Genomic DNA, 15,614 nt, shown 5'->3' with positions numbered 1-15,614 from the left:
AACGCCGTAAAAGGTATCTCTTTTTGATACATATAGCCAATAGGATCGATCTTGTAAGAAATAAACCGCCAAGGAGCGATTAAAATGTCTCACTACACCATCCAATCCATCCCGGAAAACTACAAAATGACTGGCTTCGGCGTTATACTGGAAGACTACAACGACTGGGCAGGCAATGCGGCTAAAACGGCAGCGAAAAAAGCCGAAATTACCGAAAACGGCAAGCTTGCCGAGCTTCTCGCGCTCGCCGACGGGCAAGCGTATCAAATCAATTACGTCCTCGACGGCAAGGCTTGGCGCGGCTTCGGCGCGATGGGCGAATACGACGTGGAAGACGCGGTCGTCCTCGACTTCCTCGCCGGCGACTACCTCGTGGTGCCTGGCACAGGCGCCGACCAAGACGCGCTCGCCGACGAGATAACAGGGAAAGTTTTCGGCGGCCTGCTGCAAGAAATCACGGACTACAAATACGTCGGCCCCGGCAACGCCACTTTCGTCAAAGCGGCTGAAGACGGTAACTTTTACGGCGAAATGTGGCTTCGTGCAAAAAAATCGGCAGGCTGACCTCAGTCAAAGGAGCACGCGCATGGCGAATTACACCATTGAATATAAAAAAGTCATTCACATTAACCGCGTACGGCTTTTCCATTCGGTCCAATTTCCAAGACGCGCCGGCTTTGCAAAAGGAAAAAGCGGCGTTTTGGGGAGGGCTCAAGGCTGACGGGCGTTTTAGCAAGCTCAAAGCGGCGGCGAAAGACGATCGGGAATGGTCGGTCAACGAGGTTTATCAAGGCAAACCGTGGAATTATTTCGCGGTGGAAGCCGGCAAAGCGGTGGCTGACGCCACGCGCATCATCGAGTTTCCGGAGAGCGAGTACATCGTGGTCGCAGGAACCGGCGACAAGGAAGCTTTGTTCGATCAGTTGACTTACCGTGCATTTGGCGAAGTTTTGCCGCAAGTCACCGACTATGCTTACATCGGCGGTCCGAATGCGACTTATCGCCAAGCAAGCGGCGACGGTACTTTCTACGGCGAATTTTGGGTTCCGGTCGTTAAAAAGTAGGCGGGTAAGACGGGGCTAAAAACAGAGCAGCGTCCCTCCCGATAAAGAGAGGAACGCTGCTTTGCGAGTCCTTCCTAGATCAATCCGGATTGCTTCAAAAGCCGCTGAACGATGACGGCAACCTCCGCGCGGGTGATCGGATCCTTCGGCGCCAGCGTCGTTCCGTTCCGTCCGGAGATGATACCGGCCTTCAGAGAAGATGCGATGCTGCCTCTGGCATAATCGGAAGCATCGCCGGCATCTTCGAACCCGGCCAGCAGAAGCTCCGCTTCATCCTTCGTCAGCTCATCCTTCAGTCCGGTGATTTGCATCGCCTTTGCCGTCATGGTCATGGCCTGCTCGCGGGTAATCGTGTCCGACGGTCCGAATGATCCGTCTCCATACCCGTCGATGATTCCGTACGCATGCGCGAGCGCGACGGCATCGTAATACCAGCTGTCGCCGGTCACATCCTCAAAGACATCCGTTCCGGCACCCGGCCGCGCGATCCCGAGTCCCTTGACGAGAATGGCCGCGAATTCCGCGCGGGTCATCTCCCTGTCGGGTTCGAACCGCCCGTCGCCGCTGCCGTCGACGACAAGCCTCGCGCCCAGGTCGCCGATCGCATCCTTGGCCCAATGCGAAGCGATATCCGTAAAGGTCTTGGAGCTGTATACGGCCGCATAGATGCTATTGGTCAAACTGTTGATCTTGGCGTACGCTTTTCCGTCGACGACCGCCGTCCGGGTAGGGACCGGAGAGAAGGACCCGTCCTCGTGGAAAACGACGCCCGTCGCCAGCCGGCCCGGATCGGCTCCCTCTTCAAGAAGAAGGGACCTTTCTACATAGCCGTTAAAGCTCGAGATCTCTACCGCGCCGCTGCCGCTGCTTGCCGTAATCTTGAACGCAACCGGCTGCGCGACGATCCGGTACCCTTTCTGCCCGGCAATGTCCTGCATTTGCTTGACGACTTCATCCGCGGGCTTTGCGATCGTGATGCCGACTTTAATATCCTGCAAGGCAGCCTGCGCCCCCAACTGCCGCGACACGGCATCCAGGTCGATTTGCGACGCGGTCAGCGTATAGGCGGCCTTCTCCGTCCGAATCTGCAGCACGGCCTCCTTGGCTTCCATCGCCTTCACCGACGGTCCGGTCAATTCAACCACAACCTTGTCGGATGGGGAGTCCGCCGGGATGACGATGGTGGCGCCCATGCCGCCCTGCGCCAGCTTTTGCTCCCATTTGACCGGGTCGATCGAGACGGTCGTGACGGTCTTCCCGTTTTCTTGCGCGGTCGTTGCCTTGCCGATATCGAGCAGCGTTTCCGCAGGCGTAGTTGTTCCCCCGGTGCCCGGTGCAGGCGAAGGAGGCGTTCCCCCCATCGCCGCTACCATCGCCGCCGTCCCCGTTACCGTCGCCATCGCCCCCGTCTGTCGGTGGGGCAACGACCGTCAGATCCACGGTTTTAGTGTCGGTTGCGCCGTCGTTCCATGCCGCCCCGTCCCATACTTGATTCCGATACGTCGCCGTGATCGTAAAAATGCCTGTCCCGGCGGGCGTGTAATCGGCTTGATAAACTTGTCCGACGACGCTAAACTTCCCCGACTTGCCCGCTTCCGTGGAGCTCCACGCGATCGGATAATACCGCTCCTCGCCGACGATCGAAGGCTCGGCGTTCTGATGATAGCCCTCCGCCGTCACGACGGCGGTCTGCCCCAGCACCAGTTGGCTTGGACTGACGCCGAGGAGGTTCTCTTTGACGTCCGTCGGCGCATAGACGGATAGGGTCACCGATCTAGTAGCCGTCGTTTCGTTAACCCAAGCGGAATCTGTCCAGCTTTGCTTCTGAAAAGTAGCCGTTACGGTATGAGAGCCGACCTCGGAGACGGTATAGCTGGCGGTGTACGCGCCCGCCGCCTCATCCCAGGCAAAGCTGCCGTTTTTGCCGGCCTCCGTGGAGGTCCAGGTCGCGGGAACGAATTTCTCGTCTCCCTCAACGGCGCCGTCAGCGGACTGTCTGTCCCCCTCGGCCGTCAGGACGACCGTTTGCCCTGCCGCCGCGCTGCTGCGGTCGAGGGTGACGGCGTTTTTGGATTCATCGGCCTTGTGCGGCTCGGACTGCGCCTGCGCGATGCCCGTCACGAGAACTTGATCGAACATGGCATCCGCCGAGGTCGTTCGGAAGCCGATATGGCCTTCGGTCAATTCGTTTACGGGATTGGTCCATTCGATCTTCCGTTCCCCGTCCGCATAACCCTTTACCGTATTCCCCTGCACGATCGCTTTTAACGTATACCATTGCTTCGCCTCAGCCGTGAAGGACGTGCTGGATACGAGGGTCATGGTGCCGTCCACGCATTTGTACAGCTCCAGCTTTTGGTTGGAGGCGTTGAGCCGGTACATATAAAAGTTCTTGTTATCCGTCGCTCTGAAAACAATGCCTGCATTCGCATTCTTAATCGAGACCTTGACCTGAGCTTCAAATACGTAATCCGTCCAAGCGTCGCCGGCCGCAATGAAAGCCGTCGTGCTCGACTTCTGGACGAGCGCCTTCGTGACGTCCGTCGCGACATTCCAGGTGCCGCCGGAGGACATCCAGCCGGTCGTATCCCCGTCTTCAAAATCGTCGCTGTACAGAACGGCGTTCGGATCCGAATCTACGGGAGTCTCATCCCTGTCGAGGATATGAATCGTAAAGCGCTTCTCGTAATAGAGGCCGCCCGAATCCGTCGTTCTCACCCGGATGCTGTAGCTGTCCTTCGTCTCGTAATCCGGTTCGGAACGGACGATCAGCGTATTCCCCAACACGGCGATCGAGAAGCTGCCGTTGTCCGTATCGCCGTCCCCCTCCACCAGCGCATAAGCGGACGTATCCTGCTCGTCGGGATCGACGGTGGAGAACGTTCCGACAACGCCTCCTACAGTCGTATTTTCGGCGATGCTGTCTTGGGAAAGGATAATATCCGTCGGCGCTTCATTGATCGCGGACACGCGCGCGTCGTCGAACAAAACCTTGGCCGAGGTGGTGCGGAAGCCGATTCCGCCCGCGGTCAATTCCGCTGCCGGATTCGTCCATTCTGTCTTTAACTCGCCGTCGACATAGCCTTTGACCGTATTCCCGTGGACGACCGCTTTGACCGTATACCACTGCTTCGCGGGCGTGAAGGGCGTATCGGCTACGAGGGTCATGGTTCCGGCTACGGATTTGTACAGCTCCATCTTTTTTGGACTTGGCGTTCATCCGGTACATATAGAAGTTATTTTCATCCTGTACCCTGAAGAGAAGACCTGCGTTCTCCTCGCCGTTGATAAAAGGCAGTCTCACTTTGGCTTCATAGGCGTAATCCGACCAGGAAGCGCCGGCGTTGGCGGTAAGGAGAGAGGTCTTGGTCTGATTCCAGCTGGACAACGCTTTATTCGGAGCGTCGACGTTCGAAGCGTCGTCCGCCACCGTCCAGCCGCCTGCAACGCTTGTCCATCCCTCGGTATCGCCGTCCTCGAAGTTGTCGCTGAACATGGCCGGCGTCGAGTTGGCAATGACCAAGCCGCTCACATTTTCATTTTTCACGGCTACCTTCATGTCGCTCAAGCTTTTCGCAAGCGCGCCCCGCACATAAATATCCGTAAACGTGACCCCGTTCACCATGCCGCCTCTGACCGGGTTTCCCTGAATCGGGGATTCTCCCCCCCGTTTGGCGGACATTGATATTTTTGAGCAGGACGTTGCTGACGTCGCCTGCCGTGCTGGTAGAGACCCGAAGCCAATAATTCCCGAACTGGTTAATGCCGACCCGCTCGATATCGATGTTCTCAAACGTAATATCCTTGGCCCAGCCTTCTACCGGAAGCGGATTTTCCGTATAAGCATGATCGACGAGCAGCGCTCTGGCGCTTTGATATACGTATGAATTGCGAATGACGACGCCGATCTGCGGCACGCAGATGCCCATGCCCAACTTGAAGGCCCCCGCGCGGGTCCAGGCCAGGCAATCGTCGAACACGACATTCACCAAATTTTCGATCGCGCCGGGCCAATCTTTGGACATGCCTTTCTGCGGCCATGTCTTGGTGGAGAAGGTGTCGTCGTCCGAGATGGCGATGGCATGCTTTACCAGCACGTTCTGGCTCTCGTTGATATCGATCGCGTCATCCTCAAGCACGCGCAGGTTCTGGAAGCCTTTATAATTCGTAATCGTCACGTTGTCGGAACGTACGACCAGGAATGCCCAGAAGCCGCCATCCCGCAGGATCAACCCGTCGAACGTAAAGTGGCTGGTCGCCATCGGCACCACCAGGTTGTTGATGAACCCTTCCCCCCGCTTTGTGCGTGGACGGCGGATTCGTCATCTTGCGCTTGCGCATCTCGATTCCTTTGCCGTCGATGGTGCCGCGGCCGCGCATGGTGATATTCTCGGAGTCGACTTCCGTGCGGATAAAATAAGTGCCGTCCGAGATGGAATCTTTGCGGAAGTCGTTGCGGTAGTCCTCGCCTCTGCCCGTGCCGACAATGACGGCGCCGCCGGCCAGATAGAAGGTGACGTTGCTTTTTTAAGGTCAGATTGCCGGAGAGATAGACGCCGGCCGGAATATACACCGTGCCTCCCCCGGCTTGATTGGCATCGTCGATGGCTTGCTGAATCGCATCCGATGCCATCGTGGCCCCTGTGTTGTCCGCATTGTAGGGCGCGGCCGTCACGTTGTAAACGCCGGGGCCCGAAGCGTCGGGGATATCCGTCTCAAGCGGGTCGGCCGCAATGACGAGTCTCTTCCGGATCTTCGCCGGGTCGCTTTCATCCGCCTTTTCCCCCCGGAACTTCATTGATATCCACGATGACATAGGTAGAGGAAGAGAGCGTAAACGTCAGCTTGTTCCCGTCGACCGTCCCCTGGATGTTCTTGGCCAGCGGGCTGATCGAATAAGAGGTGATCGGTTCGTCCGCCGTCACCTCGATGCTGACCGTTCCGGAGAAAGAAAACTCCGCGTAGTCGTATTCCGGCAAATATTCGATGACGGGAACCGCCTCGCTGCCCGCCTTTAAGGAATAGACTTGAGAGGCCGTATAAATGGAAGGCATCGGGTAGCTCTGAACGATCGCCGATCCCTGGACGGCCTGCGGCGCAGAGGCGGAATCGGACGCGCCGACCGACTGGGGAATCCAACTTGTAAAGATGATGGCAAGCACCAGTAAAAGACTCCATACTTTTCTCGTAAGCATATGTACCTCCTAAAATAAAATTCTTGTAACCGCCTTCATATTCTTTCGCAAGCAGTTACCATTACCATTTACAATAGTCCTCCTCTTAACGGAAAGGAGTGGGGCAAGCCCACTCTTTAGGGATAAAATTTTACTGTACCTTGCATTAAATTAATATTTAGCTTATCATCTAAATATAAGTTGATTAGAAGTTTATCTAAATATCGAATTTTTAATCGACGAAAGGATGTTATGCCATTTCATGAACGACACCTTCAAAGCGTTGTCCGATCCGACTCGAAGGAAAATCCTCCAATTGCTTAAAGACAAGGATCTTAGCGCGGGGGAAATTGCAAGTCATTTCGACATATCCAAGCCCAGCATCTCCCATCACCTCGGCATCTTGAAGCAGGCCCGTCTCGTTCAGGATGAGCGGCAAGGCCAGAGTATGATCTATTCCATTAATTTGTCCGTCATGCAGGAAGCCATGGGCTGGTTTCTCGGCTTGATCGGAGCCAAAGGAGGGCCTCCCGATGAATGAGCGTCAGCACACCAAGGAGAAGCATGTATGGTCCGGCAGGGATTGGCTGTTGCTGGGCATCAATGCCCTGATCTTCGTCGTTATGTTTGTCGTCTTTAACGATGATCTTCCCGCAGAGGTAGGCACTCACTTCAATGGTCAAGGGGAGCAGGACGGCGCCATGTCGAAGTCGTTCTTCTGGCTGTTCAACGGCATCGTCACGGTAGCTCTTCCTGCCGTACTGTCTTTCCTGAGAGCCATCGATCCGCGCCGTCAAAATTATAAATTTTTCAATGATTATTATTACTTGACGCGTTGGGCCGTCAGCCTGTTCCTCCAAGTCATCCTGCTTGTCGTCATTTTTGTGAACTTAGATTACAACGTACCCACGCTTCACTTGGTGTTGGGCGGCCTGGGACTGCTGTGGATCGTGATCGGAAATCGGATGGGACAGCTCCGCAGCAACTTCTTTTTTGGCATAAAAACACCCTGGGCGCTGACGGATGAGCATAACTGGAAGCTGACTCATCGTTTATCGGCAAGATTGTGGTTTATCGCGGGGATCGTCATGTTTGCAAGTGCGTGGATCATCCCTTCCGATTGGATTCTGCCCGTCCTGATTATCTGCGTCCTCATAAGCGCCTTGGTTCCCTTCGTTTATTCGTACATGCTCTACACGCGCCGAGGCAAAGCATAAATACAACCACTCAGTGAAAGGCGGTTCATTCATGAAAAAAACATTTTTACTGTTCATTGCGCTTATCGTCCCTTTAACGACATTCTCGGTCGAGGCGTCCGCGAACGCCATCAAGGTGCTTCTCGAAGGTAAAACCATCCCTTTTGCAGATGCGCAGCCCTACCTGAATAACCATGAAGTCATGATTCCCGTGCGCGCCGCGGCTGACGCTTTAGGGATGAAAACCGTATACCGGGCAGCCGAAAAGGAAATTCTGCTTCTCGTACCCGCAGCCTCCATCACGTTTAAAATCGGTGGCAACAGCGCCTTCGTCAACGGAGAAGGTCCCGTCTCGTTCGGAGAAGATGCGCTGTTGAAACAAGACCGCGTCTATGTGCCGCTTGCCTTCTTCCAGAAGGTGCTCGGTCTGTACACGTCATACAACGCCGACCTTAACGAAGCTGTCATCGCAAGCGCCGCCCCTCCTGTCAAAAAAGAGCTGCCGTCGCAACTGGTAGAAGAAGAGGTCGTAATCGGCGAGGGAACGGCCTACCCGCTGAAGGGGACTTTAACGATGCCCAGAGAGGCCGACGGTCCTCTGCCGGCAGCCGTACTTGTCCATGGCTCCGGTCCAAACGATCGGGATGAAACCATAGGCGCCAACAAGCCATTCCGCGATATCGCGTGGGGACTGGCGGAGCAGGGCATCGCCGTTCTTCGCTACGAGAAAAGAACGTTGGCGTACGCGAGCAGCTTCACCCCCGAGATGCTGGCAAAGTTCACAGTCAAGGAAGAAACGATTGACGATGCGATCGCAGCCTCTCGGCTGCTTGAAAAAGACAAGCGCATAAACGCCTCCCAAGTCTATGTGATCGGGCACAGTCTTGGCGGCATGATGGCGCCCAGAATCGATGCGGAAGGCGGCGATTTTGCCGGCTTGGTCATTATGGCAGGCACGACCCGCTCTCTCTGGGAGCTCGTCTACGATCAAAATAAAGCCTATATCGAGACGATGGATGACAAAGATCCGGCCAAGGCTGCGAACGCCGATTTGATAGCCGCCGAGCTGCGCAAAGCAGCGAGCATCAAAACGATGCCGGAACAGGAAGCGCTCGGCCAATCCGTCTTCGGCATGCCCGCTTATTATCTCCGCGATATGGATCTTCACGATACCGGAGAGCTGGTAGCCGCATCGCATAAGCCGATCATGGTTCTGCAGGGCGGCGACGACTTCCAGGTATTTGCCGACAAAGATTATGTTCTCTGGCAGGAAGCCTTGAAGGTCAAGCCGAACGCAGCTTTGAAGCTGTACCCCGGATTGAACCACATCTTCATGGACTATACCGGCAGCGGGGAAGGCACCGCGGCGGAATACAAGATGCCGGGCAGCGTGGATCCGCATGTTATCGCGGATATCGCCAGCTGGATCGGGAACAACAATTAACGGCAAAACATTCAAGGGCCATCCCTTGGGATGGCCCTTGTCCGGCAATTCCTATTCCGAGATTCGAAGCAATCGATGGACATAATCCAATGGAACGTCATGTGCATTCCCTATGGATGGGCCTTGATGCGCGCTCGCATAAGCGGTCAGCAGCTCCGCCATCCCCCGGCCTTCGTCCACGAAGCTGCGAACGAACCCCTGCGGTTCCGCCAAACGCAAAGCGGTCGTCAGCAGATCGAACGCCTCCTTCGTTCGGCCGGCGCGATGCATGATCGCGCTTTGCAGGATGAGGATTCGAATCCGATCCCGGAGACGGTCCTCTTGCCGGAACAACTGCTGCAAACGTTCCGCCAAGGACCACGCCTCCTCCGTACGGCCGCATGCGGCGAGCACTCTCCCCAAAGCGATGTATTCCGCGACGCCATTCAACGACACCTCATCCGTCGAGGCCATCCCGCACCGCTCCAGCCATTCCGCAGCCGCATCCAGGGCGCCTTGGCGCACGGCCAGACAAGCCTTCTCCGCTTCTATTTTTCGCCGGAAAAGCGCATAGTCGGGAGATTCGATCCGGCCTTCCAACCGCTTCAGCAGCTCTGCAGCCGCCGCCGGGTTGCCCAGCGTCTGCTGAATTCGCGAGCCGGCGATGTAAATCTGCATCAAGGTCCGCGTATTGAGCTCCGTATCGTGAGGGAGAAGGACCTGAAGAATGCAGCGCTCGGCCTCCTCTATCCGGTTCCATTCGTACAACAGCATGCTGTAAGAAGCGTAAAGCCGCCCGGCAAAGGGATGTCCCTTCTGATGCGCCCATCTGGTCGTCCATTTCAACAGAAACGCAGCCGCTGCCCGATAATCGTTAATGAACGACATATGATCCTCGAACTCTTCGTAACCGCTATAGCGATTGTCCCCGATCGCTTGAAGGAAGCCGCCTTCCGGGGTATACCGGTCCGCGAGCTCGAAGTATGCCGATACCCGGTCCAGGTCTTTCTGAAAATAGCTGGCGGAGGCGCAAACGAAGTAGAGATTGCCCATGATTCGGTTCCATTCGGCTTCGTCCATTTGCCCCTTCAGGTTCTCGTAGCGGCGCTTGGCCTGCTCTGCTCGCGCATGGGCCTTATCCCATTGCCGGATGCCGATGAGCAACAGCAGATAGAACATCTCGACCATCGGCCGCTTCGAGAGGAAGGGCTCAGGCAGCTGCAAGATCCATCTGCTCAGCGTAGCGAACTTCTTCTGCAAGAACGCTTGCAGATGGTTCTCGATCACGCGAACGGCGCCGTCATACTGCCGGCCCTCCAAATAGTGCCTGGCCGCATCCTCCTCGAAGCCATGGCGCTCCAGCCATTCGGCCGCGCGGGCATGCGCCAGCATCCAGTCCTCGGGCGCGCTTTGGGCGAACAGCCGCTGCAGAAAATCGGACAGCAGCTGATGATACCGATACCAGTTCCGCCGGTCGTCCAGCGGGGCGATGAACAAATTCCATTGTTCCAACTGCTGCAAGTATGCCTGGCTGTTCGCGTGTCCCGTTACGGCTTCGCACAAGTCCTGATTCATGCGGCTCAAGATAGACGTTCGGAGCAAAAAAGCGCGCAGCTCGTCCGATAGATGACGGAACACTTCCTCGAGCAAATAATTGGAGATTTGGTGCTGATGGCCGTCGAATTGCCGGATGAATCTCGCGACGTCGCCGCTGCTCTTAAGCGCGAGCGCCGCGAGCTGCAGGCCGCTGATCCAGCCTTCGGTCCGATCGCACAATTCGGCCGCCTGCTGTTCGGACAACGGCAAACCGTTCGTAGCCCGGAAAAAAGGTCAAACCCTCGTCCGGACGAAACCGCAAATCCTGGACCGTGATGCGCCGCACTTCCCCCTGGTCCAGCAGTCCGGCGTCGGAAACGGACGAGTCGGTACGGCTCGCGATATACAGATGAACGTGGGGAGGCAGGTACGCCAACAAATAACGCAATGACTTCAGAATGGCGGGCAGCTCGATCAGATGAAAATCGTCGAGAACGACCGCAAGCTCGGCGGACAGTCGACGAAGCTCGTTCAGCAATGCGGAGATCGCGGGCTCCTGCGATTCGGACGATGCGGATGGCCCCTTCTCCAGCAGCGGCCAGACCGTGCGCGCAAAGCCGGGGACCCGCTTCTGGATCGAAGCGGCGACGTAGCTCCAGAACTGCACCCATTCGTCATCCTGCTTATCCAGCGATACCCACGCCACAAGGACGCCGCTTTGTCTGGCCCATTCGCCGAGCGTCGTCGTCTTCCCGTAGCCGGCCGAAGCGGAGATTAGCGTCAACTTGGCTGCCATCCCCTCGTCAAGCTTGCGCATCAACTGCGGCCGCGGCACTAAAGCGTTACGCAAACGGGGAATGTATAGCTTGGTCTGGACAATCAATTGGCAACCCTCCGGAGGACAACGAAAATAATCTCTTGTCCGAGCAACGTTTCGTCAGGATTCTTTCATGATGAATTCCAATGCGCCGCTAGGACATTTACCGATTTGAGCCGCAATGTATTGTGAGTGTCAACGCTGAACGCACAACCAACCGCGCCAACGCCTCCACAGTTAACCTTGAACAACGCCAGGCCTGCGGGCTTGGCGGGCCTGGCGCGCCTGGCGGGCTCGGCGGGCTTGGCGGGCCTGGCGGGCTCGGCGGGCTCGGCGGGCTTGGCGGGCCTGGCGGGCTCGGCGGGCTCGGCGGGCTTGGCGTCCTCGCGCTCACGGCAATTAGCTGTTGAAACGCATTTATTTCCTTTAATCACGACGTTATTGGGCCAAATAAGTGTTGAAGCGCAATTAAATTCCCACTTTCAGGCGTTTTGACTCGGTCATGAACAAATTAAATGCGGTTGAACACTTATTTCCTCCCCAGCCCCGATCAGCGCGCCGATTAACTGCTTTTCAACACTTATCGCCACCGGCTCCCGGCTCGCGGCTCCCAGTTCCCGGGTTATCCGTGTCTAGATGGAGCACGATTGCGCATGCTACTGAAGCAAACTGAAATCGGGCAGCATCCAACACCGTTAAAGGAGCTTAATCAGCCCTTCAAGCTCGTCGACCCATCCTTTTGCAAGCTCGAAATCCGTATCTTTTAATGCCGATTCTATTTTCATTTCAACCGATTTTTTCTTTTCTTCCTTTTCCAGGTAATCCCGGTCAAAATGACTGGCATAAATCATCTGCCTGAATTTTCGCATGCTCATTTTTCGGATCGTCTTGTCTTCGATGATTAAAACGTAATCCATCCCGTTAACAACCGAATAGAAATCGTGGGAAATCATGAGAATCGCGCCTTTATAGCCTTCAATCGCTTTTTCCAAAGCGATTTGCGTATAGGTATCTAAATGGCTTGTCGGTTCGTCCAGCAGCAGGATGTCGGCTTTACTGGCGGCCACTTTGGCGATTTGAAGCAAATTTTTCTCTCCGCCGGATAAAGAGGCGATCTTCTGATTCACGATCTCTCCTTCGAAGCCATAGCTTGAAAGATACGATCTAACCTCATCATAAGTTTTAAACCCGGCATCGATGAATTCTTCTAATATCGTATTCGAATCCTTTAGCACTTCGCCTTGCATCTGAGAGAGATAAGCGGCTTTAACGTCAGTATGGATTTCAATTGCATCATGATTGTTTTTAAAGATATCTCGGAGTAACGTCGTTTTCCCGGTACCGTTCGCGCCAATAATGGCGACTTTATCCGTCGATTTGATCTCAAAGCTAACATGGTCCAAAAGCAATTCATCGAAGGCAGCCCTGTAATTACTCACCCGGATCACGGTGCGGTCTTCCACTTCACGATCCATATCGAAACGAATCGCCGGCTGCTTCATCGCGACGAACGGCGCTTTAATTCTGCGCGCTTCCAATCTCTCTTGGAACCTGACTCTAGCTTTTAGCGCTCTGCCTCTGGAGGCTTCTGAATTATAAGTTGCAATCGCTCTTAGATTCTGGATGACTTTCTCGTTTCTTTCGCTTTCTTCGGCCTCGGCGACCGCAAGCTCCTGCAGCTCGATTTTAGACTGAAGCAGGGAGAAGTTATAATCCATATACCGCCCGTCAAACTCCTGGATCTCCGTGTTTTCGAGGTGCAGGATCTTGTTGAAGCAGTGATTCAACAGATATCGGTTGTGCGTAACGACGAGCAATGTTCCTTTGTGGGAATTAATCAGATTTTTGAGCGCGTTCAGGTTCTCGAAGTCTAAAAATACATCCGGCTCGTCCATAATCAGTACGTCGGGACGACGAAGCATTTCCTTCATCACTTGAATAAGCTTAAATTCCCCGCCGCTGAGGTCGGATACCCTGTGATCTTTTAGCTTCGTGAGGCTCGCCAGATGGAGTTTCTTATGAATGTTGCTTTCGAAGTCGTCCCCGCCGATTGCTTCTAATGCATCCAAAGCGTGTTGATACTTTTCCAACAACGATTCCAGATCCGAGGACGATTCCATTTCAGCGCAAATCGATGCAATTTCATTTTGAATCTTGATCAATTCTTCGCCTATATATTCAAAAACGGTCGTGTCGTTCGTTTGATCGAGTGGAGAGAATTGACTGACATGCCCGATTTTGCAAGCCGGGTCTATTTCCAAGATGCCCTCGAACATGTATTTCTCCGGATCCATCAGCATGTCGATCAACGTACTTTTCCCATTGCCGCTAGTTCCTATGAAAGCGCAATGTTGTCCTTCTTCAAGCGTAAATGAAATATGATGATATAGTTCCTTTTGCGGAAACGAGAAGGATAGTTTATCGACTTTTATCATCGTATGACCTTTCTTTGTAACGATATTGGTGAATCGCAGTAGATGTTAGCGTAACACTGTTTATATCCAACTTCAATCGGATTTGCAGCCCATCCAACCTGTGATGACGGTTAGTTGTCTGAAGCGGCAAGTTTAAGGCCATCCTTTGCGGATGGCCTTTGCTCGCTTATTATCTCGTTCTTGGCAGTCTGCGATTCAATTTCAATGACTTGGCTATGCACGCAGTCCGCCGTCTACAGGCAGAACGACCCCCCGTAACGAAAGAGGAATAGTCACTAAGCAACCAGGCAGCCGCATTCGCGATCTCAACAGGTTCGGCCGGACGCCGAAGAGGGGTCTTGGCGCTAATTTGTTCAATGATGTCAGGGTTAATGGAAACCCACTGCTGAATCATATCCGTCAGCGTGGTTCCCGGAGCGATGGCATTGACGCGGATACCCGCCGGCCCATATTCGACCGCAGCCGTTTGCGTCATGCTGTTTACCGCGCGTTTAGATGCCCCGTACGCCCCCAATCCCGGATTGCCCTTCAGACTGCCTACGCTGCTGACGTTAACGATCGAGCCCGATCCCGAAGTCGCCATTATGGCTTTAATTTGGGCTTTCATACACAGCCAGACGCCTTTATAGTTGACCGACTGAATCAGGTCGAAATCCTCTTCTTTTTCGTCTACCAGCGAGGATACAGTAACTCCAAGGCCTGCGTTATTAAAAGCGGCATCAAGACGACCATAGCGTTCCACTGTAGCTCTAACTGCTCCTTCGACGCTGCTGCCATCCGTCACATCCGCTGTAAAAAAAAGCCGCCTCTCCGCCCGACGCCGTAATTTCATTCCTGACTTTGACAAGCTCGGACTCTGTTCTTGCGACAAGCATCACCGAGGCTCCTTGTTGAGCGAACAGCCTTGCTGCGGCGGCTCCGATGCCTCGTCCCGCACCTGTAATCATCACGATCTTGCTGTCCAATAATTTCCCCGCCATGGTTGTCATATTCATTCTCCTTGACCCGGATTTGTTGAACTCGTCAACTGCGCCAAGTATACTTTAACTATATAGCGGTAACGATAGCCTGCCTGATGGTGGGATTGCCGGTGATAGGATAAGGAGGAGGATTTAATTGAACGACAGGGAGCGCCGGTTAGCGCTGGGTCATTTCTTGCGAGATCTGCGGTCCTCTCTTTCTCCCCTTGAGGTGGGCATTTCGCCCGGCAATCGCCGCCGCACGCAAGGCCTGAGGCGAGAGGAAGTCGCCGGGATCGCCAACATTGGACTCTCATGGTATACCCGTCTTGAGCAAGGCCGCGATATCCGTCCGTCGGTAGGCGTACTGGAGAGCTTGGCTTCGGCGCTCCGGCTGACACCCAACAAACGAAGACATCTCTTTTTGCTTGCCGGAGAATCGCCGCCTCCTCAATCGACGATCACGGAAGAGAAGATCAGCCCCACGACGCAGGACATGCTGAATGCGCTAGATCCGAATCCAGCCTATGTAATCGGGAAAAAGTGGGATTTTCTAGCCTGGAATCATGCGGCGGCCGCCGTATTCACAACCCAGAGCTTGACGCCTCCTCATCATGATAATTTAATATGGCGCCAGTTTACCGACCCCGTATGGAGAGAAGGCTCGGAGGATTGGGAGCTTGTCACACGCAAAATCATTGCCGAATTTCGAACGTCAAGAGCGCGCTATCCGAACGACGTTTCATTTGACTTATTAATCAACGATCTGAAGAGAACGAGTGCCGATTTTACAAGGATGTGGCAGTATCATGATGCGCCAAGCTCCCTTGACGGCTACAAGAAGCTTATCCACCCCGCTCTGGGAGCCATTGAATTCGAGCATATCACCCTTCAATTCCCGAATGAACCCGATCAACGGATCATGATTTATATCCCTCATCCAGCGACAAAGTCCCGTTTAGCGCACTATCTGACGACTACACATCCTTAAAAACCAAGGCAAAATACCG

Annotated in this window: 16 protein-coding genes; 6 read left to right on the top strand and 10 right to left on the bottom strand. The window is 54.6% G+C overall.

Features of this window, described 5'->3' with window-relative positions; genetic code table 11:
- The first annotated feature begins 84 nt into the window (after positions 1-84).
- Both OMP40_RS18700 and OMP40_RS18695 read left to right on the top strand, forming a co-directional pair.
- The gene (locus tag OMP40_RS18700) at positions 85-564 is read left to right on the top strand and encodes a hypothetical protein (protein ID WP_277533664.1); all 480 of its coding nucleotides are present in this window, start codon (positions 85-87) and stop codon (positions 562-564) included.
- Entirely contained in the window at positions 534-1,064 is a 531-nt protein-coding gene (locus OMP40_RS18695; RefSeq protein WP_277533663.1) for a GyrI-like domain-containing protein, read from the top strand. Before OMP40_RS18700 ends, OMP40_RS18695 begins: the two co-directional genes overlap by 31 nt.
- A 74-nt stretch (positions 1,065-1,138) precedes the next feature.
- Here the strand turns inward: OMP40_RS18695 and OMP40_RS18690 are convergent, their stop codons facing one another.
- The 5 genes from OMP40_RS18690 to OMP40_RS18670 all read right to left on the bottom strand — a co-directional run bounded on the left by OMP40_RS18690 (position 1,139) and on the right by OMP40_RS18670 (position 6,259).
- On the bottom strand, positions 1,139-2,257 hold the full coding sequence (locus OMP40_RS18690) for an S-layer homology domain-containing protein (RefSeq protein ID WP_277533662.1): 1,119 nt from the start codon (positions 2,255-2,257) through the stop codon (positions 1,139-1,141).
- The gene (locus OMP40_RS18685) at positions 2,202-4,262 is read right to left on the bottom strand and encodes a family 16 glycoside hydrolase (RefSeq protein ID WP_277533661.1); all 2,061 of its coding nucleotides are present in this window, start codon (positions 4,260-4,262) and stop codon (positions 2,202-2,204) included. Before OMP40_RS18685 ends, OMP40_RS18690 begins: the two co-directional genes overlap by 56 nt.
- A 338-nt stretch (positions 4,263-4,600) precedes the next feature.
- Positions 4,601-5,326 (bottom strand): glycoside hydrolase family protein, encoded by a 726-nt coding sequence (locus tag OMP40_RS18680; protein WP_277533660.1) that lies wholly within the window; start codon positions 5,324-5,326, stop codon positions 4,601-4,603.
- Positions 5,293-5,697, bottom strand: a complete 405-nt coding sequence (locus OMP40_RS18675; protein ID WP_277534886.1) for a hypothetical protein — start codon at positions 5,695-5,697, stop codon at positions 5,293-5,295. Before OMP40_RS18675 ends, OMP40_RS18680 begins: the two co-directional genes overlap by 34 nt.
- 136 nt (positions 5,698-5,833) lie before the next feature.
- Entirely contained in the window at positions 5,834-6,259 is a 426-nt protein-coding gene (locus OMP40_RS18670) for a hypothetical protein (protein ID WP_277533659.1), read from the bottom strand.
- Positions 6,260-6,500: 241 nt separating this feature from the next.
- Here OMP40_RS18670 and OMP40_RS18665 point away from each other — a divergent pair, with 241 nt between their 5' ends.
- From OMP40_RS18665 to OMP40_RS18655, 3 genes are read left to right on the top strand one after another with little or no spacing between them, the layout of a single operon-like run.
- A complete protein-coding gene (locus tag OMP40_RS18665) occupies positions 6,501-6,779 on the top strand; it encodes an autorepressor SdpR family transcription factor (protein ID WP_277533658.1) in 279 nt (92 codons plus the stop codon).
- Entirely contained in the window at positions 6,772-7,455 is a 684-nt protein-coding gene (locus tag OMP40_RS18660; RefSeq protein ID WP_277533657.1) for an SdpI family protein, read from the top strand. Before OMP40_RS18665 ends, OMP40_RS18660 begins: the two co-directional genes overlap by 8 nt.
- 31 nt (positions 7,456-7,486) lie before the next feature.
- Entirely contained in the window at positions 7,487-8,878 is a 1,392-nt protein-coding gene (locus OMP40_RS18655; protein ID WP_277533656.1) for an alpha/beta hydrolase family protein, read from the top strand.
- A 51-nt stretch (positions 8,879-8,929) separates the two neighbouring features.
- Here the strand turns inward: OMP40_RS18655 and OMP40_RS18650 are convergent, their stop codons facing one another.
- The 5 genes from OMP40_RS18650 to OMP40_RS18630 form a co-directional block, all read right to left on the bottom strand.
- Positions 8,930-10,633 (bottom strand): MalT transcriptional regulator family protein, encoded by a 1,704-nt coding sequence (locus OMP40_RS18650; RefSeq protein WP_277533655.1) that lies wholly within the window; start codon positions 10,631-10,633, stop codon positions 8,930-8,932.
- On the bottom strand, positions 10,575-11,189 hold the full coding sequence (locus tag OMP40_RS18645) for a hypothetical protein (protein ID WP_277533654.1): 615 nt from the start codon (positions 11,187-11,189) through the stop codon (positions 10,575-10,577). Before OMP40_RS18645 ends, OMP40_RS18650 begins: the two co-directional genes overlap by 59 nt.
- A gap of 716 nt (positions 11,190-11,905) precedes the next feature.
- Positions 11,906-13,645 (bottom strand): ABC-F family ATP-binding cassette domain-containing protein, encoded by a 1,740-nt coding sequence (locus tag OMP40_RS18640; protein ID WP_277533653.1) that lies wholly within the window; start codon positions 13,643-13,645, stop codon positions 11,906-11,908.
- A gap of 169 nt (positions 13,646-13,814) precedes the next feature.
- The gene (locus tag OMP40_RS18635) at positions 13,815-14,477 is read right to left on the bottom strand and encodes an SDR family NAD(P)-dependent oxidoreductase (RefSeq protein WP_277533652.1); all 663 of its coding nucleotides are present in this window, start codon (positions 14,475-14,477) and stop codon (positions 13,815-13,817) included.
- A complete protein-coding gene (locus tag OMP40_RS18630) occupies positions 14,395-14,634 on the bottom strand; it encodes an SDR family NAD(P)-dependent oxidoreductase (RefSeq protein WP_277533650.1) in 240 nt (79 codons plus the stop codon). Before OMP40_RS18630 ends, OMP40_RS18635 begins: the two co-directional genes overlap by 83 nt.
- Before the next feature lie 127 nt (positions 14,635-14,761).
- Here OMP40_RS18630 and OMP40_RS18625 point away from each other — a divergent pair, with 127 nt between their 5' ends.
- Entirely contained in the window at positions 14,762-15,595 is an 834-nt protein-coding gene (locus OMP40_RS18625; protein ID WP_277533649.1) for a helix-turn-helix transcriptional regulator, read from the top strand.
- Positions 15,596-15,614: the final 19 nt, after the last annotated feature.

Source organism: Cohnella rhizosphaerae (assembly GCF_029525575.1).
In the GTDB taxonomy this organism is placed as follows: Bacteria; Bacillota; Bacilli; order Paenibacillales; family Paenibacillaceae; genus Cohnella; species Cohnella rhizosphaerae.
This window is presented reverse-complemented; position numbering and strand designations above follow the sequence as displayed.